The organism is Planktotalea sp. (genome assembly GCF_018607995.1).
Taxonomy (GTDB): domain Bacteria; phylum Pseudomonadota; class Alphaproteobacteria; order Rhodobacterales; family Rhodobacteraceae; genus Planktotalea.
Genome location: NZ_JABBAL010000017.1, coordinates 24,722 through 48,140 on the forward strand (window position 1 = coordinate 24,722; position 23,419 = coordinate 48,140).

The window sequence follows — 23,419 nt, forward strand, 5'->3', positions numbered from 1 at the left end:
CCGACGCAGAAGCGGTCTACACTCACAGCTAAGAAGGGGAGAATACCAATGGCTGATACTTCACTGGGCGCATACAGCGACCCAAATACCACTCCACCAATGGGCCAAGCCATTCCGCTTGGCGCGCAGCACGTTTTGGCGATGTTTGCGTCGAACGTCACACCATCCATCATCGTTGCAGGTGCCGCTGGCCTAGCATTTGGTAGCGCAGAGCAAGTTTACCTGATCCAAATGGCTATGCTGTTTGCGGGTATCGCGACGCTCTTCCAAACAGTTGGCGTCGGCCCAATCGGTGCACGTTTGCCAATTATGCAAGGTACGAGCTTTGCATTTGTTGGTGTTCTTGCTGGCATCGCGGCGACGCAAGGTCTTGGAGTTGCGCTCACAGCCTGCATCATCGGCGGCGTGATCCACTTCTTGCTTGGCTCTGTTATTCAACACTTGCGTTTCTTGTTCCCACCACTCGTGACAGGTCTCGTTATTCTGGCAATCGGCCTCTACCTTATCCCAGTCGCGATCAAATATGCAGCGGGCGGCGCGGCATCGTTCCAGATGGAAGCAGAAAGCTTCGGCTCGCTCAAGCATTGGTCCGTTGCACTGACGGTGATCATAGTAAGCCTCGTGCTTAAATTCTTCACCAAAGGCATCCTGTCCATGGCCGCGATCCTCATCGGTCTCTTGGCTGGCTACACGCTCGCGTTTGCACTGGGCATGGTGAACTTCGCAGCCGTTGACAAAGCAAACTGGATCACATCCATTCAGCCGCTTCCTTATGGTTTTGAGTTCAACCTTGGAGCAGTCATCGCTGTAACACTTGTTTCCATCGTCTCCGCGATTGAAACAGTGGGCGACGCATCCGCGACAACCAAAGCAGGTGCAGGTCGTGAAGCCACCGACAAAGAGATCGCAGGCGCAACATACGCCGATGGTCTGGGTACGGCAGTTGCTGGCGTGTTCGGTGGTCTTCCAAACACATCCTTCAGCCAGAACGTCGGCATCATCGGTATGACAGGAGTGATGTCGCGTCACGTTGTGACCATTGCTGGTGCGATCATGATCGTCTGTGGCTTGGTTCCAAAGATCGGTGCGATCATCGCGTCCATGCCTTTGCCAGTTCTTGGCGGCGGTGTGATCGTGATGTTCGGTATGGTTGCAGCCGCTGGCCTTAACGTTCTTGCAGAAGAGAAGATGACGCGTCGCACGATGATCATCATCGCTGTGAGCCTTGCGGTTGGTTTGGGTCTGAACCTTGTTCCAACTGCTGTTCAGTATTTGCCAGGCGTTGTGAAAACACTCGCAACATCTGCAGTTGCTCCGACCGCGCTTATGGCGATTGTTCTGAACTTGGTTCTGCCAAAGGACATGGACGAAGCATAAGCTTTCACCACTCACAAACCACTTTGAAAAGGCGCTCTATTTCGGAGCGCCTTTTTGCTTTTCCATTAAACTTTGATAGGTACGAGACATCAACTTTTGAGAAGCTATATGAAAAAATTCACATTCACTATCGCAACCCTAATCGCCCTGCAAACCCCTGCAATTGCCGAAAGTTCATTCTGCACAAATGTTGCCACTGATTTTGATGTCCCAACTGAACTCGCCAAGCGCCCCGGCAAAGTTACACTCCGCGACAACGGTGCTGCGTTTTGGCTGACGACTGATCTGATACTGCTGTCCGTTGAAGCCGGTTTCTATGACACCAAAGCCAACGTCGTTACATTCTAGGACGACGACCAACCTTCCCTTGCCGACTTCAAAACCCTGTGCCGTAGAACCGCGACCAAGTGCTCGATCTGCCTTATGGACGATAGGCATACGGTTATCTTTGAAGATAGTTTTGAACACATGGGATCTGCGATCCACCGCATGAACTATTACACGCCTCAAACCTGTCTCAAAACGCGCGCCATTGCGCCCCCAAAAGAACGCGACTGGTTGAGACCCTCGCTTACTGATCTGATAGATGCAATTGAAGCCGACGTTTTCCCACCCTGTTGATCGACGAAAAGGCCACGCTATGAATGATATCAAAGACGCTCTTGCAGAGCTTGTTGGCGAAATCGCACCCGATGTGCGCCTTGCCCCCAAGTACGGTGGCCACGTCATGTGTCCCAATGAGGGAGATGACAAAACCTTTGTTGGCGGGATCTTCACCTACAAGGACCACGTTTCTTTGGAGTTCTCCAAAGGTGTAGATTTGGACGATCCTGATGGTGTGCTTGAAGGGTCAGGTAAACTGCGCCGCCATCTCAAGTTATATCAATTGCAAGATGTCGCCGACAAAAACGTTGCTTTTTTCCTGATGCAGGTGCTTTAGAAATCAACCTCGATCGCAACACCCTGCTCGATCGCCATGCGCACAATCGCTGCAGAAACCGCAAGGTCTTGCAAGCCCACACCCGTGCCATCAAACAGCGTGATCTCATCGTCCGATGTACGGCCCTCGTGCGTGCCGTTGATCACCGCGCCTATCTGCGTGACATCACTCTCAGCGATCAAACCCTCAGCAATCGCGTGCTGCGCTTCGCCGATAGAGACGGACTGCGCCACCTCATCTGTGAACACGCGCGCCCTTTCGAGCAACGCCGCCTCAACCTCTTGCTTGCCTTTGGTGTCAGTCCCCATGCAAGCGATATGCGTGCCCGCACTAATATGATCCGTCATAATCGTTGGCTCAAAGGTAGAAGTGATTGAAATCACAACATCCGCTTCACCAAGGCCATCGAGTTCGACTGCTTCAAACGGAACACCGGCCTCGTTGGCAACCTTCTCGATATTGGGCAACATTTCGGGATGATAGTTCCAGCCAATCACCTTCTCAAACTCCCGTTGCTCCAACGCAGCGCGCAGTTGAAACGTCGCTTGATGTCCAGCGCCTACCATGCCCATCACTTTGGCATCCCTGCGTGCCAAGTGCTTGATCGACACAGACGATGCCGCCGCTGTCCTCAAAGCCGTCAGATAATTCCCTCCAACCATCGCCGCGACTTTGCCCGTGTCAGGATCAAATAGAACCACCGTCGACTGGTGATTGATCAACCCGCGCTTCTCCAAATTATGCGGCCAATACCCACCAGCTTTCAAACCAAGCGATCCACCAACACCATCAAAACCACCCTTAAAGCCATAAAGCGCATCCTCATGCCCAATCGCTTCACGGATCACAGGAAAATTATACGCATCGCCCGCTGCCATCGCCGCGAACACATTCTCAACCGCTTCAAACGACGCATCCCGCGTCAACAAATCTGCAATTTCTCGCTCCGGTACGATCCACATATGCTCTTCCTATTTACATAAATATCCTGAGGGTGTGGGGGCTAGCCCCCACTTCGGTCGGATTGCTTTAGCAATTCGAAATCAAAACGCTTTCCCGCGCGCAGACACAGGCCAAAGCGTTTCAACCTTGCCACCGCGCACGGCCACATACCAATCATGCACATTACACGTCGGATCACAGTGGCCGGGCACCAACTTAAGCTTGTCGTTCACCTTTAAAACCCCATCAGGATCACCAACAACCCCATGCTCATCGGAACATTTTAGATATTCGACATCGTCGCGCCCAAACACAGTGGGCAAACCACTATCCACCGATTGCGCTTTGAGACCTGCATCGACAATCGCTTTGTCGGCTTTGGAGTGGCTCATCACAGTCGTCAAGATAAACAACGCATTCTCCCACTCGCCCTCGTCAATACGCTTTCCGTCTTTGTCCAAAATTCGCCCATAGTCCGCATCCATAAATGCATACGAACCACATTGAAGCTCATTGAACGCACCAGAGTTGCTCTCGAAGTAGTAGGAACCAGTCCCGCCTCCGCCAATGATGTCGCACTCAAGACCAACGGCCTTCAAACCCGCCAAAGCATCCTCCACCATGCCAATTGCAACACCCGTCTTCTCACTACGATCCGCATAGGAATCCATGTGCTGCATTGCACCTTGGTAGGCTTGAATGCCCGCAAATTTCAGACCATCAGCTGCATCAATCATCTTGGCAATCTCAACAACGGCCTCAGTCGTCGTCACGCCACACCGCCCAGCGCCGCAGTCAATCTCAACCAATGCTTCGATTTGCGTCCCATGCTTCACAGCCGCCGCAGACAGATCAGCAACATTCGCTGGATCGTCCACACAACACAGCACACGCGCACCAAACTTGGGCATGCGTGCCAAGCGGTCGATCTTCGCCAGATCCGTCACTTGGTTGGAGACCATCACATCCTTGATGCCACCACGCGCAAACACTTCCGCTTCAGACACTTTCTGACAGCAAACACCACACGCGCCGCCGAGGCTCTCTTGCAGCTTCGCCACATCTACAGACTTGTGCATTTTGCCATGCACACGGTGCCGCATCCCGTGCGCTTTCGCATAATCGCCCATCTTCTTGATGTTGCGCTCTAGCGCGTCCAAGTCCAGAACGAGCGCCGGCGTTTGAATATCAGCGGCGTCCATGCCCGGCACTGCGGGAACATCGTAGCCAACTTCCAACTCATCGAAATTGATATCTTTCATGGGATCATCTCCTTAACTCAAAGTCCAAGGCAACGTGTCGAGATCGACATTACCGCCCGTAAGAATGACACCGACGCGCTTGCCTCCGAACCGGTCTTTGTTCTTCAAAATCGTGGCGAGCGTCACCGCCGAGCTCGCCTCCATTACAACGCGCAAATGCTTCCAAGTCAGTTTCATTGCATCGATGATTTCCTCTTCAGACGCAGTCAGAATGTCGGTCACGTGGTTACTCACGAAATGCCACGTGCCTTCTTTCAGTGGCACCAACAATCCATCCGCAATCGTCTTGGGCGCATCATCCGCAATGATATATCCCGCTTTGAAACTGCGCATGGCGTCGTCCGCTTGCTCAGGTTCTGCCGCGATGATCTGCACCTCAGGAGCCATATGCGAGAGCGTCAAGCATGTGCCTGAAATCATCCCGCCACCACCAATCGGTGCCATGGCGATATCAAGTCCGTCGACCTGCTCCATAAACTCGCGCGCGCAAGTCCCCTGCCCAGCGATCACACGCGGATCGTTGTAGGGATGCACGAAATCACCGCCCGTCGCCGCTTGCACCTTCCCGAATGTCGCCTCGCGCGAGGTTGTAGATGGTTCGCACTCTGTGATGATCCCACCATAACGGCGCACCGTGTCTTTCTTGGCTTGCGGTGCAGTGCTCGGCATTACCACATTGCACGGAATTCCGCGCAGCATTGCCGCATAACTCAGGCAAGACGCATGATTGCCAGAACTATGTGTCGCAACACCATGCTTTGCCTGCTCATCGCTCAAGCCGAACACAGCATTGCTCGCACCGCGCACTTTGAACGCGCCCGGTTCTTGGAAGTTCTCGCACTTAAAGAACAGCTCTGCACCTGTCAGTTCATTGAGGAATTTCGATGTGCGTACGGGTGTCCGGTTGATATGCGGTTTGATCCTCTCATGCGCCTCAAGCATGTCTTCAAACGTAGGAATATACATCTGCTTAGGCTCCATACCGATAGAATTCTTGCGCGGCACCCACGCCAGAGCCGAGCTTGATATCAAGACCCAAGTCCTTCATCACCATCTCCGCCACGCCAAGACCAGAAAGCATCATCGCATCCGTCAACATCCCCAAATGCCCGATACGAAACACCTTGCCTGCAACTTCGCCAAGCCCAACACCAAACGCCATGCCATACTGCTCATCTGCACGGGTCACGATATCGGTCGCATTGAACCCTTCAGGGGTGCGGATGGCAGAGACACTATCAGAGTATAGCTCTGGAGCGTTGGCGCAAAGCTCTAGCCCCCAAGCCTCCACCGCGCGGCGTACACCTTTCGCAATACGAGTATGACGCGCAAACACATTCTCCAGCCCTTCCGCTTCGATCATCTCAATCGAGCGTTTCAAGCCATTCATCAAACCAACTGGCGGCGTGTAGGGAAACGCGTCGGCAGCATATCCCTTCTCCATATCGCGAATATCAAAGAAGGTACGTAGGAGCGTGGCAGTCTCAACAGCAGCACGCGCTTTGTCGGAAAACCCAACAATCGCGAGACCTGCAGGAAGCATAAACCCCTTCTGCGAACCCGTCACTGCAACATCAACACCCCATTCATCCATGCGAAAATCCATGGACCCGATGGAAGATACCCCATCCACAAAGAATAGCGCTGGATGCGCGGCAGCGTCGAGCGCTTTGCGCACGCCAGCGATATCAGACTTAACGCCTGTCGCAGTTTCATTATGGGTCGTAAGCACAGCTTTGATGCTGTGATCTGTATCGGCTTGCAAGATCGCCTCATACTCAGCCACAGGCAGGCCATCGCCCCACGCAGCTTCAACAATCTGCACGTCCAAGCCATGACGCTCGCACATATCGATCCAGCGATGCGAGAACATACCGTTGCGCGCGACGAGGACCTTATCGCCAACGGACAGCGTGTTGGTCAGCGTCGTTTCCCAACCACCTGTACCAGTCGATGGGAAAATAAAGATATGCGCGTTCTCGGATTTCAAAACGCGGCGAACGCCATCAAGACAAGGGTGTAGGATACCACTAAAGACGGGCGAGCGATGATCGATTGTAGGCATATGGCACGCAAGACGGATCTCCTCTGGCATGTTCGTTGGACCGGGTATGAAGACAGGGTTTTGAAAACTCATGATGCTTCTCCTAACAAAGGTTGTATCCTTGTTAGACAGCCTAAGCGCACTTGGAAATTTTTTCGAAAACAACACCAGATGCATCAAAATCAGAAAAAGTTGTTTATTTTCAAACTATTGATTTTTTCATATTATGAATGTTAATTTCATAAAATTCCAAATGAGGTAATTTTCGTGCCCAAACCATCCGATTCTGAGATACCCCGCACCCGTGGTCGACCACGCGCGTTCAATGAAAAGACAGAGCAGAACACGATCAAATCCCTTGATCGCGCACTTGGCGTTCTTAAGGAACTCGCTCAAATCGAAAGCGCGACGCTCAGTGAACTCGCCACCGTTATGAAGGAATCTCCCGCCACGCTCTACCGCGTGCTCACCACATTTGCGTTGCATGGTATAGCCGAAATGGATCAGACGGCGCAAACATGGCACATTGGGCCAGAGGCCTATCAGATCGGGTCTGCCTTCTTGCGGCGCACCAGTCTGATCGATGTCTCGCGCCCCATTTTGCGTAAGCTCATGCAGGAAACTGGTGAAACAGCGAACTTGGGGATTGAAAAGAACGGCTCGGTTTTCTTCATGTCACAGGTTGAAACCAACACCCCCATTCGTGCCTTTTTCCCACCCGGAACGCTGTCTGAGATGCACGCTTCCGGCATCGGTAAAGCCTTGCTCGCACATATGGATGAAACGCGCCTCAAACGCTTTGTCGCGCGTGGGTTGCAAACGTTTACGCCCCACACATTGGCGACGCCTGAAAGCTTGGCTGCGGATATGGTGATCACACGCGAACGCGGATATGCGCTTGATGATCAGGAAAAGAACCTCGGGATGCGCTGTATCGCAGCACCTATCCAAGATGCATATGGTGAGGTGATTGCGGGCATCTCAGTCTCAGGACCAACCACCCGTGTGAGCACGGATCACATCGAGACATTGGCTAAATCTGTCATGCTTGCGGCGCGAGATGTGTCGAACGCGCTCGGGGCGAAGTTTTCGTAACCATCGTAAACCACCAGCAACGCAAAAAGGGCACTTCGTTCCCAAAGCGCCCTTTCTAACAATTTACTTTCACAACCCTCGAAAGGGTACTGACTTATGCCAGAGCGATGTTGATCGCTGCCTCACGACCATCACGGCCAGGCTCGATGTCAAAAGTAACTTTCTGGTTGTCAGCAAGACCTGTCAGGCCGGAACGCTCAACTGCAGAGATGTGTACGAACACGTCTTTGCTGCCGCCGTCTGGCGCGATGAAGCCGAAGCCTTTTGTAGTGTTAAACCATTTTACGGTGCCAGTAGCCATCGTAATTCTCCTAATATACTGCCCACGGAATGCGGCAGGTCGGCTAGTCAGTGCAAGATCGAAACTGAGCCGTAAAAGAGGAGCAGTAGGGTCGATAGTGGTAACGTCGCATCCGTCATATACGAAAGGTACCTCCATTTTGCAAGGGATTCGACTTTTACGGTTAGCAGCGCACGCTAAAAAATTATCGGAACACGCGCCACAGCAGGAAAATGCGTCGATCTGTAAACCAAGTTTTCTACAAACCTAATGGCGCGTGACGGTTCACATCTTTGTAAAGCAAGTATCGGAATGGGCCAGGTCCACCAGCGTAACATGCTTGCGGGCAGAAGGCTCGGAGCCACATAAAATCACCCGGGCCCACTTCAACCCAATCAGAGTTGAGTTTGTACGCAGCCTTGCCTTCAAGCACATAAAGCCCGTGTTCCATCACATGGGTTTCCATAAATGGTATCACATTTCCAGGCATAAGTGTCACAATCGTCACGTGCATATCGTGACGCATGTCACTTGGGTCAACGAAGCGAGTCGTCGCCCAACCGCCATTCGTGTCCGGCATTACAGTTAGTGCAATGTCGTTCTCATTCGCAATAATTGGATCAGGTGCATCAAGGCCACCAACAGCGACGTAAGCCTTTCTAAGCCAGTGGAACCGTGCAGTTTTTGCACAATCGTTAATCAGCGTCCACTCCATCCCTGCAGGCAGATAGGCATAGCCACCCGCTTGCAGAACATGGTTTTGACCCATGAAACTTACAGTCACTTCGCCCTCTACAACGAACAAAACACCCTGCGCAGTCTTATCAAGCTCTGCACGTTGACTGCCGCCGCCCGGCTGCACTTCCATAATGTATTGCGAGAAGGTTTCCGCGAAACCCGTCATAGGACGCGCAATCACCCACAGGCGGGTTTTGTCCCAAAATGGCAGAAAGCTGGTCACGATGTCCCGCATCGTGCTGGCAGGCAGGAAGGCATAAGCCTCAGTAAAGACCGCTTGGCTTGTCAGCATTTCCTGCTGCCCCGGATGCCCGCCACTGGGTGCGAAATATGTACGTTTTGTCATGACGGGCTCCAAAGAAGTGTTGCGATAAGCCTGACGGGTCAGCCCCCAAGCGCCAAGCATATGTTTCGCTAAAGCAACCTTCTGAATTATTTGAAAATCTCTGGCCGGCGTTTTGTTTTTTCAATTAGAACGCGCAGAGACTTCGACTATCCAATTGGCGCACATTTCTGTTTGTTGTTTTGCGGCCTTGCACTATCTTGGCGTCGGATAAGGGATTAGGAGTGGGCGCGTTGGCGGAGCAAAGTGCAAAGCAACTGACCACAGTACGCGACAGGTTGCGTGTGCAAACCCGCGACGTTCATGAACAACTGCATCATCATTCCACCTTCGTCGATCTGTTCAAGAACACCATTTCATTTGACGACTACAAAGCTCTCATTCTGCGGTTTTATGGATTCTATGTTCCTCTGGAACGCGCGGTTGAGAGAGTATTTGCAGGCATGAGTAATGACGCATCACCCTATTTCTACGAGACTCGGGCACATCATTTGAAAGTTGATCTGCTGGATCTAGGCTTTAGTCCCTCCGAGATAAAAAACGCGCCACTGTGCGACGACGTCTTTAATGTGGTTTCAAAAACCTCGCTTGGCGGTGTGCTTTATGTGATTGAAGGGTCCACACTAGGGGCCGCCCCAATCGACCGCGCAGCGCAGCGTTTGCTAAGTGGAGACGTGCTCGATGGACGACACTTTTGGGCGTGGTGTAGATCCCAGAACAAGAACCGCTGGTCATTGACCAACGACTACATCGAAACCTTGGAAGCAAATGGGGTAGCTTTTGGTCATCTCGCAAAGGGTGCCAATGATACGTTCCAAGCCTTGGCTGATTGGCTCGCCCCTATAGATCACAACAACGTGGCAATCGACACCCGCGAGGTTTTTGCGTGAGTGATGCAGACCAAGTCGATCTAACCGCCTGTGATCAGGAACCCATCCACTTAATTGGTGCGGTACAACTTCATGGCGCTTTGATCGCTATCGATGCCAAGACCCACAACATTGACTACGTAAGCGAAAACACTGAGCACTTCGTTGGTTTCACTCCAGAGATGATCCTCGGAAAACCCCTATCCTATTTGATTGGCGAGGAAAATTCCGCACGCGTGCAGAAAATGTCACTACAGCCATCTACGCCAGAGCTGTTGAAACCTTGGTTCATTTCTTTCGAGCGCCCTGATGGAACAACGATCAACGCCGAATGCTTGCCCCATGGCAATGACGGCCATGTCATATTTGAATTTTTCGAACCTGAACCAACACCTGCCCCTATGTGGGAGGATGAATTGTCCCGCCAAGCGGTGATTTCCGAACTGCTGAAAACCGGTGATCTAAACGATCTCGCCGACGCAAGCGCGCGTTTGATCCGCGATGTTATTGGCTTTGACCGGGTGATGATCTACAAATTCGCAGAGGACAAACATGGCGAGGTGATCGCGGAAAGCACCAATCGTGATGACAGCTTTCTGGGCATGCACTACCCCGCCTCTGACATCCCTGATCCTGCCCGACGTCATTTTACGTTAAACGTCATGCGCTCAATCCCCGATATCAACAGTGCCCGCGTCCCCATTGTGAGCCGATCGGGTCAAATTGCGGATGCAGATTCTGCTGCGCCATTGGATCTCACCTTCTCTAAACTGCGCGCTGTGGCACCGATGCATGTGCAATACCTCAACAACATGGGTGTTGGCGCGAGCATGTCGATTTCTTTGGTTACCAATAATGAGCTTTGGGGGCTTGTGGCGTGCCATCATTACAGCAAACGCATCATTTCTTCGAGCCGCCTGCGCTTTGCAGAACTGTTGGGGAGCACTACGTCGACTTTGCTTCAAAACCTGGAGAACACAGCGCAGTTGCGTACAGGTATTCAAGCCGAAAAGATTGCTTTCTATATTGAACAGCAAGTTCGTTCAGGAAGAGCATTGCGCGATCTGATTGAGGAACAAGCCTCAAAGATAATGACGCTGATTGACGTTCAAGGCATGTGTCTTGTTCTCGGGGGCGAAGTACTGCACGTTGGCAAAGTTCCAAAAGAACCATTGGATTTCACCTTCTTTTTTGACGAATTAAAAGAAGGCATTGCGACGACAGACCATCTGCCTTCGATCATTACGATGGATGAGAACCAAAAAGAGTGTGCAGCTGGCGCAGCTCTCTTGGACTTGTCCGATGATGGTGAAGATTATCTAGTATTCTTGCGGCAGAGCTATGATCAAACGATCAACTGGGCAGGCAAACCCGAGAAAATTGAAACCATCGACGAAAACGGGATTAAAAGGCTGTCACCCCGAGGGTCTTTCGCCCTCTGGAGCCAGGAACGACGCGGCAGAAGCAAACCCTTTGATGAAATCATTCGCGATGCATTGCGCATCCTCAGGCGCGCACTCTTTGCACTCAATAGCCTTGAACGCAAACGGATCGCACTTAGAGCCCAGAAACAAGCTGAAGCCGAGGAAATTCGCTTACGTCACGCATTACTCGATGCGGCACGCGCCAACTCTCTTGGGGAACTTGCTTCAGCAATTGCACACGAATTAAACCAGCCGCTGTCAGCGATTGCGAACTACGTCAGCGCTTGCCGTCAAGAACTGCGCAACGCCAATGTGACGATCCCAGAGCGCGCAGGGGTTTTGATCGAAGACGCAGTTGTTGAAACCGAACGTGCCGGGGATTTGGTGCGCCGCATACGAGATTTTATCACGCGCGGCGATCTGAACACGGAATACATCGATCTTAACAAAGTGATCCAGCAAGGCGTCGATCTTGCATTAGTGACGTGCCAATTGCCAAATCTTAAGGTCAATGTTCGACAAGATCTGACCATTTCAAAAGTGCTCGCCGATCCGGTTCAAATTGGTCAAGTCATACTAAATTTGGCGCGTAATAGCATCACTGCGATGAAACATTCTGACGATCAGATCTTAACAATAAGCGTCGCTCAGCAGACTGGTTTTGTCCAAGTGAGCGTATCAGATAGTGGCTCTGGAATTCCGGCAAACGTTGCAAAATACATCTTTGAGCCGTTTCACACCTCAACAACCAAAGGCATGGGAATAGGTCTGTCGCTATGTCGTTCGATCATCGAGGCACATTCCGGCAAGATTTGGTTTGAACCGTCCCAATCGGGCGCTATCTTTTTTTTCCAGCTCCCAATTTTAGAGAATGAAAATGGATAAAGACGCAGACAAATTTTCAATCTATGTTGTTGAAGACGATGACGCCGTCTCAAAGTCTCTGTGCGCACTTCTAACCGCACATGGGTTCGAAACGATCGCGTGTACTTCTGCCGAACAATTTTTAGACCACTACGACCCTGCCAAAAAAGCATTCATGATGCTGGATCTGCGTCTCCAGGGTATGTCCGGGCTTCAGCTTCAGACGCATTTGAACGCGCTGAACGTCAAAATCCCGATTGTGGTTGTAACAGGGCATGGCGACGTGCCTGTTGCAGTCCAAGCAATGCGCGCTGGGGCGGTTGACTTTATCGAAAAGCCTGCGAATGAGGACCGTATCCTCAAGGCTGTCGAAACCGCGTCGGGGCTGCTGTTTAACAAGCGACCTGCGATCGTTTCCAAAAAGATCGTCGCAGATCGACTTGAAAAATTGACCGATCGCGAACGCGAAGTGTTGCATCACCTTCTGCTTGGTAAGTTGAACAAGGAAATCGCAAGTGAGCTGGACGTGAGCCAACGCACGGTCGAAGGTCATCGTTCGCGCATTCGCAACAAGATGCAGGCGCGTGGGATCGCCGATCTCATTCGTATGGTTGGGTAGAACGGAGATGCGTATAAATACGTGCGTATTTATCCGAACTAGTGACTGTACTTAGGCACCCTTTAGTGTTTGTTTGGCGGGATCGTCGAGACCCGTGTGGAGTTGTACGTCTTTGCCTATCTATTTTCGCCCCTTGCGGTGAATGGGCGGCTTTTTACAGCGCTTCAAATCTGAATTGTCGAGAGTGGGGACCCTCGGCATAGAGTGTTCGAAGAACCTGCGTGACGGCTTCTTTCAGGAAACCGAAATGTTGCGCCGTCCAACAATACTCTCAATATTTACCCAATTATAATTACGTCTTAGGGTTAGCCACCCTTTGATTTGTCTTAAAGCGACACCGCAAAAACGCGGTTGAATTGAGTTGAAGTTCGCCTTCACAAGGCGCGTGGATACAAGGACTTTGGAGGGATCGTAAATGTCCAGCAATCATAATTTGGCCCAAGACGGGCGGGCGCATGACGCGCTCCACTTTGACGTGTATGCGCGCAGCAAAACGAATATTTCGCGACTCAAAGCGCGTTTGCCAGATGAAATTGTCGCGAATCTCGCACGAGAAGTGATCCGTAGGGTCGTCTCCAAAGCAAGTGAAGTCGAAAATGTTGTCGCCGCCCCGAGCCAGAACACATTGGAAAAGCTGTCAGAGGCGCTGATTTCAAATGATGAACTTGCAGGTGCCAACCTAATTTTGGAACTGCGATCTGAGGGCCAAAGCGAGGAAGCAATTTATCTATCTCACCTCGCCGCCGCCGCCCGTCTCCTTGGTGAATGGTGGGAAGAAGACCGCATAGATTTCAACAAGGTGACTTTGGGAACCGGCCGTATATTCGCGATAATGCGCGGGATGCGACATCTGTTTGAACCCGCGCCCATTGCCCAACACAAGACCGCCCTGTTCGCGTCCACCCCCGGTGAAGATCACACGCTCGGCGTGCGTATGGCCGCAGATCTTTTTCGTAAAGAGGGCTGGGATATCACCCTCAAAGTGGGTTTGGGCCATGACGCTTTGGTCGCAGAGATCGAGCAGTCAAATATCAGGATTATCGGCCTGTCCATCGGCGGCGAGCATTCTACCGAAGCGCTCACGAAGTTGGTCGTCGCGCTCAACATTAACTGCCCGCATGTCTCAATCTTTGTGAGCGGTCAAAACATTGAGAGCGTGCAATCGATCTTAGATCTAATGGAGCTCTCTGGCACCGGAAGCGACATTGTCAGTGCACAGAAACAGTTGAACGATCTTTGGGATCAGCACGCGACGGCTTAGGTTTTGTTTACCAACCCATATTTGCGCAGTTTCACATAAAGTGACTGCCGCGACAGACCCAGCATTTCCGCGGCGGCGACACGGTTGTTCGATGTCATCTCAACCGCAGTTTCGATGCACATCTTCTCGATCACATCTGTTGATTTCGCCACGATGTCTTTCAAAGAATGACCGCCAATCAGCTCAATCACAGAGCGCATATCAACCTCAGTAATCTGCTGCATCGGTGTGCGCACAGTCTCGACACGTCTGCTATCTCGCAAGATCATCGCAAAAACATGCGATGTGCCAGCTTTTAGCAGAGTGGTTGAGATTTCGACCGCACGCTCACTGCCATGTTCGCAGAGCACCTTTGTTGCATAGAGGCGCATACTGCCAGTGCGTCGCGCGTTTTCAAGCATAACGTTCAAATCAACCGCACCCCGGCTGAAGAAATCGATCATCGCACGCCCTTTCAGGCTTTGTGAATGCGTGACGTCAGTAAAGTTCAAGAATGCATCATTGGCGCTTAAAATTTGGCCCGCACCCTCGACAAAGACAATCGGGTCAACGCCATGATGATAAAGATCCATGAGCTGGGATTGTAACCGATCACTTGGCACATCTTGTGCGCTATCCGTGCTGATCTTGCACAGCAACATTGGGCCGTCGGCACCGCGATAGAGGGTCGGCTTGATGCTTAGGTTTACTTTTTCGTCGGCGCTTTTAACGGCGACCACGGCGCGCAATTGTTCTGACGCAGCAGAGACCAGCTGGTCGACCAGATCACCCCTGCCCTTCGCTTTGAACTCCTGTGCAAACGAGGCACCAATCAACACTTCACGATTTTTGCTGAACATCGTCTCGAAAGCAGAGTTGCAAGCGACAGTCTTGCCCGTGCGCACTGAAATGAAAGCCGTCGAGAGATCAGAAGATTCAAGCAAAACACGAAAGCGAAGATCATGTTCGCGCTGAGCTTCGTAATCGTTTTCCAACGCGATATGCGCGGCGACCAATTGTTGCTGAATTTCTGCTGTTGAACTTAGGTCATTGCCAAGCACGAGAAGCGTGTCTTCAGAGCCAGTGCTATGAAAGCTGTAGCGCACAGGGAATTCGGCATTATTTTCAGACGCTACATGGTTCACCTGAACCGGTTGCACTGCGGTATCCTGCTCCAAAAATCGCGCCAAACGGCTTTCGAATTTTGGGACTGATTCAACTGTCAGAAAATCTTGGATCTGGCGACCGATCCAAGATGTCATATCATCGAGCGCGGTGAGGCTCGCACTTGATTGCGCGGCTTTGATCTGACCTGAGTGTGACACCATAAGAGCCAGATCCGATATGCCAGATACGATGCCCGCAACAGCGTCCGGTGCGATCGCTGGGATCACTCCGCCTGTCCAAGACATTTCACCATCTGACGTCATTCATCGAAGTCCTTTGATTGGGCTCTCACTACCAATACGCACGTATTTTTACGCTCCTTTAAAGGGCGACCTGCCTGCACGGCAACCCCCACAGGCCCAATTTTATAGCCTCTTGCCATTTATTAGTCGCAGCGTCAGCCCCCACCCTAGCGTCCAGATCAGATTGGACGCTAAGAAGGCTACCCCCGACAATAACATTCGACCGGTTTTCCCTATCGCGAGAGGCCTGCACGAACTGGCGCAAGCTCTCAATGTTTTGACCAATTGACGCTGAAATTAGAACCGCTTGAAATTGCTCTGTTTTGACGCGTTTAGACATATGTTCCGCGCTTGCGTCCAAGACCAATTGCACCACCGCACCTGCTTGGCGAAGCTGGGCGGCAAGCACTACGGCACCAAGTGTATGCTGCGCCCCTTCTGGTACAGCAACTAAGAAATTGCCAGACTGCGCAGTTTTTCGCAAAGGACGCTCTGCGAAAGACCGCTCAAGATGATGAACACAGGCTTGCAACCGCGCGCATCCGATTGTGACGGTGCCAAACGATGCAGTGTCTTCAACCCAATTCTGGCCAAGCCTGCGTGCCGTCTTAGGCACGAGCACCGAAATGATGTCTTCGATTTCGACGTGTTTTGACTGAATTTCTTTGATAACATCCGTAATTTCATGCCGGTCAGACGACGTCGACGCGACATAGAGACGTTTCACCAATTCCTGAACGAATTCTGGGTCGGTGTGCAGATTGGGCTTGAGTTTTCGGGAGGCATGCTGATCGTTGGACGCCGCCAATACCGCAAGAGCGCGAATAGCAACGTCATCAACCTTGTTCAAAGGGCGCGGCAACACGGCCGTTTGATTCGAGATCACATCACCCCTCCGAAGGTAAGCAGCTTCAATCCCACTGCCCAAAATCGGAACAGATGGTGCCATCGTTTCGCATCGCGTCAAATATGTCAATAAATCATGACACTTTTGGAATATTTCGCCAAAACTAACAGAAAATTCAAATTTCGCAGTCAAATACTGGCTTTAATGTGTAAATCAAAGTTGACAGATACACTCTATGCTGCCAAATTTTATCAAAGGCTAAGCCGTCTCAGGGGATCACATGACAAGCACGTCACGAACAGCACAAGAACAGATCGGGCTGTACACGCCCGAGCAGCGCGTGCGCCGTGACAACAGCATTTGGACCACTGTTCAGGCCATTCTAGCACCCCTGCAATTCGCAGTTTTTCTGGTCTCTCTGGTGCTGGTTCTGCGCTACCTTACGACAGGTGCTGGCTATGAAATTGCAACCGTTTCCATCATCGCGAAAACGTTCCTTTTGTATCTCATCATGGTGACTGGTGCGATCTGGGAAAAGGTGGTGTTCGGACAGTGGCTTTTCGCCCCTGCGTTCTTTTGGGAAGACGTGATCAGCTTCGTCGTGATCGGGCTTCACACCCTTTATCTATATGGTCTCTTGACGGGCAGTATCGGTCCAGAAGCGCTGATCGTAATCGTGCTAATGGCCTATGCCACTTACGTCGTGAATGCAGGTCAATTCCTGTGGAAATTGCGCGCTGCGCGCCTTCAATCGGAGCTCGCGGCATGAACGATTTAGCGCCCCCTCCCGTCACTGGCGGATGCCGCTCTGCACCTGTCCTCAAGCAACGCGGTCAACGTGAAGTGTTTTGTGGCCTCACAGGCATCATTTGGCTGCACCGTAAAATGCAAGACGCTTTCTTTTTGGTGGTTGGGTCGCGCACCTGCGCGCATCTTTTGCAGAGCGCAGCTGGCGTGATGATCTTCGCTGAACCACGCTTCGGCACAGCGATTCTCGAAGAATCAGATCTCGCTGGACTGAACGACGCGCATGCGGAACTTGATCGCGAAGTCGAAACGCTGCTCTCGCGTCGCCCTGATATTCGTCAGTTGTTCCTCGTCGGCTCTTGCCCATCCGAAGTGATCAAGCTTGATCTGAACCGTGCTGCTGAACGTCTGACGCAAGCCTATGCGCCCAAAGTGCGCGTGTTGGAATATTCCGGCTCTGGGATTGAAACGACCTTTACCCAAGGCGAAGATGCGTGTCTTGCAGCAATGGTTCCCGTCTTGCCGAAGACCGACGCACGCAACTTGGTTGTCGTCGGTGCCTTGCCCGATGTGGTCGAGGATCAAATGCTTGGGCTGCTCGACGGTCTTGGTATCAAGAACGTCCAAGTCCTACCTGCCCGCACGATTGATGCGGATGTGCAAATTGGGCCAAACACAGTCTTCGCTTTAACCCAACCCTTCCTCGGCGAAACACATGCAGCGCTTGTGCGCCGTGGTGCACGCCATCTCACCGCGCCTTTCCCTTTGGGCGAAGAAGGCACAACCGCTTGGCTTGCCGCGATTGCCGCTGAGTTCGGCGTGTCAGATGACCTTTTTGAGCAAACCACAGAAGCCCCACGCCGTCGCGCGCGCCAAGCAGTTGCACAAGCGGCTGAAGCATTGGACGGCAAGTCGGTGTTTTTCTTCCCTGACAGCCAGCTTGAAATTCCTCTTGCGCGTTTCCTGACCCGTGAATGCGGGATGAGCGCGATTGAAGTGGGCATGCCTTACATTCACGACGCATTGCATGGGCCAGATTTGGATCTGTTACCCGCTGGTCCACAGATATCCGAGGGCCAAGATGTGGATTTGCAATTGGATCGCTGCCGCGAGGCGCGTCCTGATTTGACAGTCTGTGGTTTGGGTTTGGCTAATCCGCTTGAGGCCGAAGGTCTTAGCACCAAATGGGCCATCGAGCTGGTTTTCACGCCTGTGCATTTTTACGAACAGGCAGGCGATCTCGCCTCGCTCTTTGCACGTCCATTGCGTCGTAAATCAATCCTCGGGGTCGCCGCGGAATGAAGTTAACAGTTTGGACATACGAAGGCCCGCCTCACGTTGGCGCAATGCGCGTCGCAACGGGGATGAAGGGTTTACACTACGTGTTGCACGCCCCTCAAGGCGACACATATGCAGATCTGTTGTTCACAATGATCGAGCGCCGCGATCACCGCCCACCTGTGACCTACACAACCTTCCAAGCACGCGATTTGGGTGCCGACACCGCCGGTCTGTTCAAAGAAGCCTGCCAAGACGCCTATGATCGGTTTGAGCCCGAAGCGATCATCGTTGGCGCGTCTTGTACAGCGGAGTTGATTCAAGACGATCCCGGTGGTTTGGCAGAAACCATGGGTCTCGATATCCCAGTGATCCCACTGGAACTGCCTAGCTATCAACGCAAAGAAAACTTTGGCGCGGATGAGACGTTCTTTCAGATCGTCAAGCACCTTGCCAAGCCGATGGAAAAGACAGAGCGCGTAAGCTGTAATATCATCGGTGCAACGGCCCTTGGGTTTCGCCACCGCGATGATGTCTCTGAGATCACCAACCTGCTTTATGAACTAGGGATCGAAGTGAATATCTGCGCGCCCATGGGGGCCACGCCTGCTGATATCGCCAAGATGGGCCAAGCGCATTTCAACGTATTGCTCTACCCTGAAACAGGCGAAATGGCTGCGCGTTATTGTGAACGCACGTTTAATCAGCCTTACACCAAGACCATTCCAATTGGCGCTGGTGCGACGTGGGACTTCATCGAAGAAATACGTCAGCTAAGCGGTTCTACGAACGAGATTGACAGCGACCGTCTGCGCCAAACTTGGTGGTCACGCTCGGTCGATAGCACCTATCTCACCGGCAAACGCGTCTTCATTTTCGGAGATGGAACCCACGTCAAAGCCGCCGCGCGCGTTGCGCGTGATGAAATGGGTTTCGAAGTCGTTGGCATGGGCTGTTACAACCGCGAAATGGCACGTGGTGTGCGCGCTGTTGCGAAGGATTATGGCGTCGAAGCGTTGATCACGGACGACTATCTGCTCGTTGAAAAGACGATTGAAGAGCTTCAGCCAGAGATGATCCTCGGCACACAGATGGAACGTCATATCGGCAAGCGTCTTGGCATTCCTTGTGCTGTCATTTCTGCGCCAGTGCATGTGCAAGACTTCCCTGCACGTTACTCCCCCCAAATGGGGTTTGAGGGTGCCAATGTGCTCTTTGATACATGGATTCACCCGCTTGTCATGGGTCTGGAAGAGCATCTGCTGCACATGTTCCGCGAAGATTTTGAATTCAACGATGCCGCTGGCCCAAGCCATCATGGCGGTCATGCGCCTAAACCATCTGAAGCCTCTACTTTGGAAATTGTACACAGCGCGCCCGAAACATCGGACAACGTCATCTGGCTCTCTGATGCTGAGCGAGAGTTGAAAAAAATCCCGTTCTTCGTGCGCGGCAAAGCACGCCGCAACACCGAAAACTACGCATCTGAGCGCGGCCTCAATCAAATCTCTATCGACACACTTTACGAGGCCAAAGCACACTTTGCGCGATGATGTAACGCATACCCCATACAACGTCGTTCTTGTGACGTTGGACCGCCACGCGGCGGGACCTGCTGCGCGGGTTGCACCTGCTTTGGCGATGGATTTTCCAGGGTTGCAGTTGAAGATACACGCGGCGGCGGAATGGGCCAAGGATACAGCCGCGCTTGACGCAGCCAAGGCCGATATCGCAACGGCAGACATCGTAGTAAGTTCTGTTATCTTCTTAGAAGAGCACATTCAGATGATCTTGCCTGATCTCAAAGCACGCCGTGATGCGTGCGATGCGATGGTCGGTGTGATCGCGGATCAAGAGATTGTTCAACTGACCAAGATGGGCGATCTCGACATGATGCGCCCTGCGACGGGTGCGATTGCTTTGCTCAAGAAGCTCAAGCCGTCGAAAAAGTCAGGTGGTTCTGGCGCGGGTCAGATGAAAATGCTGCGCCGCTTGCCCAAGATCCTCAAGATGATCCCCGGTAAATCGCAAGATCTACGCGCTTGGTTCCTGAGCATGCAATACTGGCTTGGCGGCTCGGACGACAATATCGAAAGCCTCGTACGCTTCTTGATTTCACGCTATTCTTCGCGTGCTGAATGGCGCGGTGTGAAAGCCGCAGAGCCAATTGAGTATCCTGAAACGGGTCTCTATCACCCCGATCTGCCCGACCATCACATTGCATCGAATATCGCTGATCTACCGCGCAAGGGTACGGGTCCGACTATCGGTGTTTTGATGCTACGCAGCTATATTCTGGCAGGCGATACAGCGCATTATGATCAGGTTATTCGCAGCTTTGAAGCACGCGGTATGAACGTTGTTCCAGCCTTCGCAGGCGGTCTTGATGGACGCCCCGCGATTAAAGCATACTACCTTGGCACGATCGACGCGCTTGTGTCCTTGACGGGTTTCTCACTGGTGGGTGGCCCAGCGTACAACGATAGCAACAGCGCCGTTGATGCCCTCAGCGCGCTTGATGTGCCTTATGTCGCAGCCCAGCCTTTAGAGTTTCAAACGCTTTCTGAATGGGCTGGAGGTGAGCAAGGTCTCAGCCCGATTGAAGCGACCATGTTAGTGGCCCTGCCAGAGATTGATGGCGCAACGAACCCGACTGTTTTTGCGGGTCGTCATGCGCCTGGTGGCTGCGCAGGTTGCGCGCATAAATGCAAAGCGATTGGGTCCGTCAAAGCAATGGCACCCTGCGTGGAGCGTATTGATGCTTTGGTTGAAAAATCCGAACGCCTCGCGCTTTTGCGTCGCAAAGAGAACGCAGACAAGACTGTCGGCATCGTGCTGTTTGGCTTTCCGCCGAATGCGGGCGCCGTTGGAACGGCTGCTTATCTTTCTGTGTTCGAAAGCCTGTTCAACACGTTGCATGAGATGAAAGCGCAAGGCTATGATCTTGAGCCACCCGCGAGCGTCGACGTACTACGTGAAGCGGTTCTCAAAGGCAACGCGCAAACATTTGGTCAAGACGCCAATGTTGCTGCGCGCATTAGCGCCGATACGTTGGTGACCAATACACCATGGCTCGATGAAATCGAAGCAACATGGGGAGCAGCACCGGGTCGTGTGCAATCCAATGGTCGCGAAGTTTTCGTGCTTGGCGCACAGTTCGGCAATGTCTTTGTCGGCGTGCAGCCCACGTTCGGGTACGAGGGCGATCCAATGCGCCTGCTCTTTGAGCGCGGCTTTGCTCCAACCCATGCGTTCAGTGCTTTTTACCAGTACCTCAAGCATGAACTGAAAGCCGATGTTGTACTACATTTTGGCATGCACGGCGCGCTTGAATTTATGCCCGGTAAGCAAAACGGATGTGGTGGTAACGACTGGCCTGATCGTTTGATGGGCAACATGCCCAATGTCTATCTCTATGCCGCGAACAACCCGTCTGAGGCGACGCTCGCAAAACGCCGCTCTAACGCTGTGACGATCACGCATTTGACGCCACCTTTGCAGGCATCTGGTCTATATCGTGGTCTTGCCGATCTTAAGGACAGCTTGACCAAATGGCGCAGCATGAACCCTGCAGATGAAGGGCTCGCGGCACTTGAAAAGCTGATCCGCGCGCAAGCAGATACAGTGCATCTAGAGTCTGATGAACTCGATCAGCTTTGGTTGAAACTGCTAGAGACCGAAGAAGCACTGATTCCTGATGGGCTTCACATCGTTGGGCGTGAACTCACTGAAGAGTCTGTGCAAAACACGCTCGATCAGATGAGCTTTGGCGATGTGAAAGCGCGCGAAACTGCGCGAGTGCATCTGACAAAGTCAGTTGAGCTCGACGCGCTTATGCGTGCAATGAATGGTGAATTTATCAAGCCTGTCGCCGGTGGTGACGTGATCCGCGCACCTAATATTCTGCCCACGGGTCGCAATATTCACGCGTTCGACCCCTTCCGCATGCCAACCGCCTACGCGATGGAAGACGGTGCTTTGCAAGCGGCTGAGTTGCTTAAGAAACACGACACTTTGCCCAAAACTGTCGCACTGGTTCTTTGGGGTTCTGACAACATTAAATCCAATGGCGGCCCTATCGCGCAAGCGCTTGTTCTTATGGGGGCGAGCCCGCGTTTTGATGGAAATGGTCGTTTGTGTGGTGCTGATCTTGTGCCGCTGGAAACGCTTGGTCGTGCGCGCATTGATGTGGTGATGACCCTGTCTGGCATTTTCCGCGATTTACTGCCTTTGCAGACCAAACTTCTCGCCGATGCTGCGCTGAAATGTGCTGAGGCGGATGAGCCGCTCGCCCTGAACCCAATCCGCGCACATGCGTTGAAGTTCATGGAAACCAACGGCTGCGATATGCAGACCGCGGCGCTGCGTGTGTTCTCAAATGCTGAGGGCGCGTATGGCTCTAACGTCAATCAACTCGTTGATAGTTCCGCTTTTGAAGACGATTGCGATCTCGCCGATGCTTATCAGTCGCGCAAAAGCTTTGCGTATGGTGTTGATGGCGAAGCATCCAAGCAATCAGAATTGCTGCAAGATACGCTCTCTAACGTCGAACTTGCTTATCAGAATCTTGAATCTGTCGAGCTGGGTATCACGTCTGTTGATCATTACTTTGACACACTGGGTGGCATTGCCGCCGCAGTAAAACGCGCCAAAAACGGTGCCGATACACCTGTCTATATCGGCGATCAAACGCGTGGTGGCGCGAAAGTGCGCAGTTTGCAAGAACAGGTTTCTCTAGAGACCCGCGCACGCAGTTTAAACCCGAAATTCTTTGAACCGCTCTTGAAGCACGGCCACGAAGGCGTGCGCCAGATTGAAGCGCATATCACCAATACCGTGGGTTGGTCCGCAACAACAGGAAAAGTCGATCCTTGGATTTACCAAGAGCTTTCCGAGACCTTCGTACTGGATGACGCGATGCGTCAGCGCCTCGCCGACCTTAATCCACAAGCGTCGATGCGCATGGCGAACCGTCTGCTCGAAGCATCAGATCGCGATTATTGGACGCCAGATTCCAACACGTTGGAGGCCCTGCAAAATGCAGCCGATGCCATTGAAGACAGATTAGAGGGCATTGCAGCCGAATGACCCAAACTTATGG

Annotated in this window: 21 protein-coding genes; 13 read left to right on the plus strand and 8 right to left on the minus strand. The window is 52.4% G+C overall.

The features are described 5' to 3' along the window. Window positions 1-48: 48 nt before the first annotated feature. The 4 genes from QZ280_RS06655 (at window position 49) to QZ280_RS06670 (ending at window position 2,317) form a co-directional block, all read left to right on the plus strand. Window positions 49-1,377, plus strand: coding sequence for a nucleobase:cation symporter-2 family protein (locus QZ280_RS06655; protein WP_293441803.1), 1,329 nt, complete (start codon window positions 49-51; stop codon window positions 1,375-1,377). Window positions 1,378-1,485: 108 nt separating this feature from the next. After that, on the plus strand, window positions 1,486-1,725 hold the full coding sequence (locus QZ280_RS06660; protein ID WP_293441804.1) for a hypothetical protein: 240 nt from the start codon (window positions 1,486-1,488) through the stop codon (window positions 1,723-1,725). A gap of 75 nt (window positions 1,726-1,800) precedes the next feature. Continuing rightward, window positions 1,801-1,998, plus strand: coding sequence for a hypothetical protein (locus QZ280_RS06665; RefSeq protein ID WP_293441805.1), 198 nt, complete (start codon window positions 1,801-1,803; stop codon window positions 1,996-1,998). Between the two features lie 19 nt (window positions 1,999-2,017). Beyond that, the gene (locus tag QZ280_RS06670) at window positions 2,018-2,317 is read left to right on the plus strand and encodes a DUF1801 domain-containing protein (RefSeq protein ID WP_293441806.1); all 300 of its coding nucleotides are present in this window, start codon (window positions 2,018-2,020) and stop codon (window positions 2,315-2,317) included. Here QZ280_RS06670 and bhcD read toward each other — a convergent pair. The 4 genes from bhcD to bhcA form a co-directional block, all read right to left on the minus strand. Then, on the minus strand, window positions 2,314-3,279 hold the full coding sequence (gene bhcD / locus QZ280_RS06675; RefSeq protein WP_293441807.1) for an iminosuccinate reductase BhcD: 966 nt from the start codon (window positions 3,277-3,279) through the stop codon (window positions 2,314-2,316). The two genes, QZ280_RS06670 and bhcD, sit on opposite strands and share 4 nt — an antisense overlap. An 81-nt stretch (window positions 3,280-3,360) precedes the next feature. Beyond that, window positions 3,361-4,521, minus strand: coding sequence for a 3-hydroxy-D-aspartate aldolase BhcC (gene bhcC / locus QZ280_RS06680; RefSeq protein WP_293441808.1), 1,161 nt, complete (start codon window positions 4,519-4,521; stop codon window positions 3,361-3,363). Window positions 4,522-4,533: 12 nt separating this feature from the next. Beyond that, window positions 4,534-5,487 carry a beta-hydroxyaspartate dehydratase BhcB gene (gene bhcB, locus QZ280_RS06685; protein WP_293441809.1) on the minus strand — a complete coding sequence of 318 codons (954 nt, stop codon included), beginning with the start codon at window positions 5,485-5,487 and terminating at the stop codon, window positions 4,534-4,536. A gap of 4 nt (window positions 5,488-5,491) precedes the next feature. Continuing rightward, window positions 5,492-6,658, minus strand: coding sequence for an L-aspartate--glyoxylate aminotransferase BhcA (gene bhcA, locus QZ280_RS06690; RefSeq protein WP_293441810.1), 1,167 nt, complete (start codon window positions 6,656-6,658; stop codon window positions 5,492-5,494). Window positions 6,659-6,832: 174 nt separating this feature from the next. On the opposite strand from bhcA, the gene bhcR reads away from it, so the two are divergent. Next, window positions 6,833-7,660, plus strand: coding sequence for an HTH-type transcriptional regulator BhcR (gene bhcR, locus QZ280_RS06695; RefSeq protein ID WP_293441811.1), 828 nt, complete (start codon window positions 6,833-6,835; stop codon window positions 7,658-7,660). 94 nt (window positions 7,661-7,754) lie between these two features. Here the strand turns inward: bhcR and QZ280_RS06700 are convergent, their stop codons facing one another. Continuing rightward, window positions 7,755-7,961 carry a cold-shock protein gene (locus tag QZ280_RS06700; RefSeq protein ID WP_009829425.1) on the minus strand — a complete coding sequence of 69 codons (207 nt, stop codon included), beginning with the start codon at window positions 7,959-7,961 and terminating at the stop codon, window positions 7,755-7,757. Window positions 7,962-8,199: 238 nt separating this feature from the next. Beyond that, a complete protein-coding gene (locus tag QZ280_RS06705; protein WP_293441812.1) occupies window positions 8,200-9,024 on the minus strand; it encodes a bifunctional allantoicase/(S)-ureidoglycine aminohydrolase in 825 nt (274 codons plus the stop codon). A 230-nt stretch (window positions 9,025-9,254) separates the two neighbouring features. Between QZ280_RS06705 and QZ280_RS06710 the strand changes: the two genes are divergently transcribed. The 4 genes from QZ280_RS06710 (at window position 9,255) to QZ280_RS06725 (ending at window position 14,058) form a co-directional block, all read left to right on the plus strand. Continuing rightward, entirely contained in the window at window positions 9,255-9,911 is a 657-nt protein-coding gene (locus tag QZ280_RS06710) for a biliverdin-producing heme oxygenase (protein ID WP_293441813.1), read from the plus strand. Next, the gene (locus QZ280_RS06715; protein WP_293441814.1) at window positions 9,908-12,199 is read left to right on the plus strand and encodes an ATP-binding protein; all 2,292 of its coding nucleotides are present in this window, start codon (window positions 9,908-9,910) and stop codon (window positions 12,197-12,199) included. Before QZ280_RS06710 ends, QZ280_RS06715 begins: the two co-directional genes overlap by 4 nt. Then, the gene (locus QZ280_RS06720) at window positions 12,192-12,797 is read left to right on the plus strand and encodes a response regulator (protein WP_293441815.1); all 606 of its coding nucleotides are present in this window, start codon (window positions 12,192-12,194) and stop codon (window positions 12,795-12,797) included. Before QZ280_RS06715 ends, QZ280_RS06720 begins: the two co-directional genes overlap by 8 nt. Window positions 12,798-13,212: 415 nt before the next feature. Next, window positions 13,213-14,058, plus strand: a complete 846-nt coding sequence (locus QZ280_RS06725) for a cobalamin-dependent protein (RefSeq protein ID WP_293441816.1) — start codon at window positions 13,213-13,215, stop codon at window positions 14,056-14,058. On the opposite strand, the gene ppsR is transcribed toward QZ280_RS06725, so the two are convergent. Both ppsR and QZ280_RS06735 read right to left on the minus strand, forming a co-directional pair. Next, window positions 14,055-15,467 carry a transcriptional regulator PpsR gene (gene ppsR, locus QZ280_RS06730; RefSeq protein WP_293441817.1) on the minus strand — a complete coding sequence of 471 codons (1,413 nt, stop codon included), beginning with the start codon at window positions 15,465-15,467 and terminating at the stop codon, window positions 14,055-14,057. The two genes, QZ280_RS06725 and ppsR, sit on opposite strands and share 4 nt — an antisense overlap. 58 nt (window positions 15,468-15,525) lie before the next feature. Continuing rightward, a complete protein-coding gene (locus QZ280_RS06735) occupies window positions 15,526-16,395 on the minus strand; it encodes a cobalamin B12-binding domain-containing protein (protein ID WP_293441818.1) in 870 nt (289 codons plus the stop codon). 178 nt (window positions 16,396-16,573) lie between these two features. Here QZ280_RS06735 and bchF point away from each other — a divergent pair, with 178 nt between their 5' ends. From bchF to QZ280_RS06755, 4 genes are read left to right on the plus strand one after another with little or no spacing between them, the layout of a single operon-like run. Further along, window positions 16,574-17,062, plus strand: a complete 489-nt coding sequence (bchF, locus tag QZ280_RS06740; protein ID WP_009828858.1) for a 2-vinyl bacteriochlorophyllide hydratase — start codon at window positions 16,574-16,576, stop codon at window positions 17,060-17,062. Then, a complete protein-coding gene (locus QZ280_RS06745; RefSeq protein WP_293441819.1) occupies window positions 17,059-18,342 on the plus strand; it encodes a ferredoxin:protochlorophyllide reductase (ATP-dependent) subunit N in 1,284 nt (427 codons plus the stop codon). Before bchF ends, QZ280_RS06745 begins: the two co-directional genes overlap by 4 nt. Continuing rightward, window positions 18,339-19,871 carry a ferredoxin:protochlorophyllide reductase (ATP-dependent) subunit B gene (gene bchB, locus QZ280_RS06750; RefSeq protein ID WP_293441820.1) on the plus strand — a complete coding sequence of 511 codons (1,533 nt, stop codon included), beginning with the start codon at window positions 18,339-18,341 and terminating at the stop codon, window positions 19,869-19,871. Before QZ280_RS06745 ends, bchB begins: the two co-directional genes overlap by 4 nt. After that, window positions 19,861-23,406, plus strand: coding sequence for a magnesium chelatase subunit H (locus QZ280_RS06755; RefSeq protein ID WP_293441821.1), 3,546 nt, complete (start codon window positions 19,861-19,863; stop codon window positions 23,404-23,406). The genes bchB and QZ280_RS06755 overlap by 11 nt, the downstream gene beginning before the upstream one ends. Window positions 23,407-23,419: the final 13 nt, after the last annotated feature.

Bases quoted from the DNA above. Each gene is read 5' to 3' on its own strand.
- QZ280_RS06655 (WP_293441803.1), top strand. From the start codon at position 49: ATGGCTGATACTTCACTGGGCGCATACAGCGACCCAAATACCACTCCA.
- QZ280_RS06660 (WP_293441804.1), top strand. From the start codon at position 1,486: ATGAAAAAATTCACATTCACTATCGCAACCCTAATCGCCCTGCAAACC.
- QZ280_RS06665 (WP_293441805.1), top strand. From the start codon at position 1,801: ATGGACGATAGGCATACGGTTATCTTTGAAGATAGTTTTGAACACATG.
- QZ280_RS06670 (WP_293441806.1), top strand. From the start codon at position 2,018: ATGAATGATATCAAAGACGCTCTTGCAGAGCTTGTTGGCGAAATCGCA.
- bhcD (WP_293441807.1), bottom strand. From the start codon at position 3,279: ATGTGGATCGTACCGGAGCGAGAAATTGCAGATTTGTTGACGCGGGAT.
- bhcC (WP_293441808.1), bottom strand. From the start codon at position 4,521: ATGAAAGATATCAATTTCGATGAGTTGGAAGTTGGCTACGATGTTCCC.
- bhcB (WP_293441809.1), bottom strand. From the start codon at position 5,487: ATGTATATTCCTACGTTTGAAGACATGCTTGAGGCGCATGAGAGGATC.
- bhcA (WP_293441810.1), bottom strand. From the start codon at position 6,658: ATGAGTTTTCAAAACCCTGTCTTCATACCCGGTCCAACGAACATGCCA.
- QZ280_RS06700 (WP_009829425.1), bottom strand. From the start codon at position 7,961: ATGGCTACTGGCACCGTAAAATGGTTTAACACTACAAAAGGCTTCGGC.
- QZ280_RS06705 (WP_293441812.1), bottom strand. From the start codon at position 9,024: ATGACAAAACGTACATATTTCGCACCCAGTGGCGGGCATCCGGGGCAG.
- QZ280_RS06720 (WP_293441815.1), top strand. From the start codon at position 12,192: ATGGATAAAGACGCAGACAAATTTTCAATCTATGTTGTTGAAGACGAT.
- QZ280_RS06725 (WP_293441816.1), top strand. From the start codon at position 13,213: ATGTCCAGCAATCATAATTTGGCCCAAGACGGGCGGGCGCATGACGCG.
- ppsR (WP_293441817.1), bottom strand. From the start codon at position 15,467: ATGACGTCAGATGGTGAAATGTCTTGGACAGGCGGAGTGATCCCAGCG.
- QZ280_RS06735 (WP_293441818.1), bottom strand. From the start codon at position 16,395: ATGGCACCATCTGTTCCGATTTTGGGCAGTGGGATTGAAGCTGCTTAC.
- bchF (WP_009828858.1), top strand. From the start codon at position 16,574: ATGACAAGCACGTCACGAACAGCACAAGAACAGATCGGGCTGTACACG.
- QZ280_RS06745 (WP_293441819.1), top strand. From the start codon at position 17,059: ATGAACGATTTAGCGCCCCCTCCCGTCACTGGCGGATGCCGCTCTGCA.
- bchB (WP_293441820.1), top strand. From the start codon at position 18,339: ATGAAGTTAACAGTTTGGACATACGAAGGCCCGCCTCACGTTGGCGCA.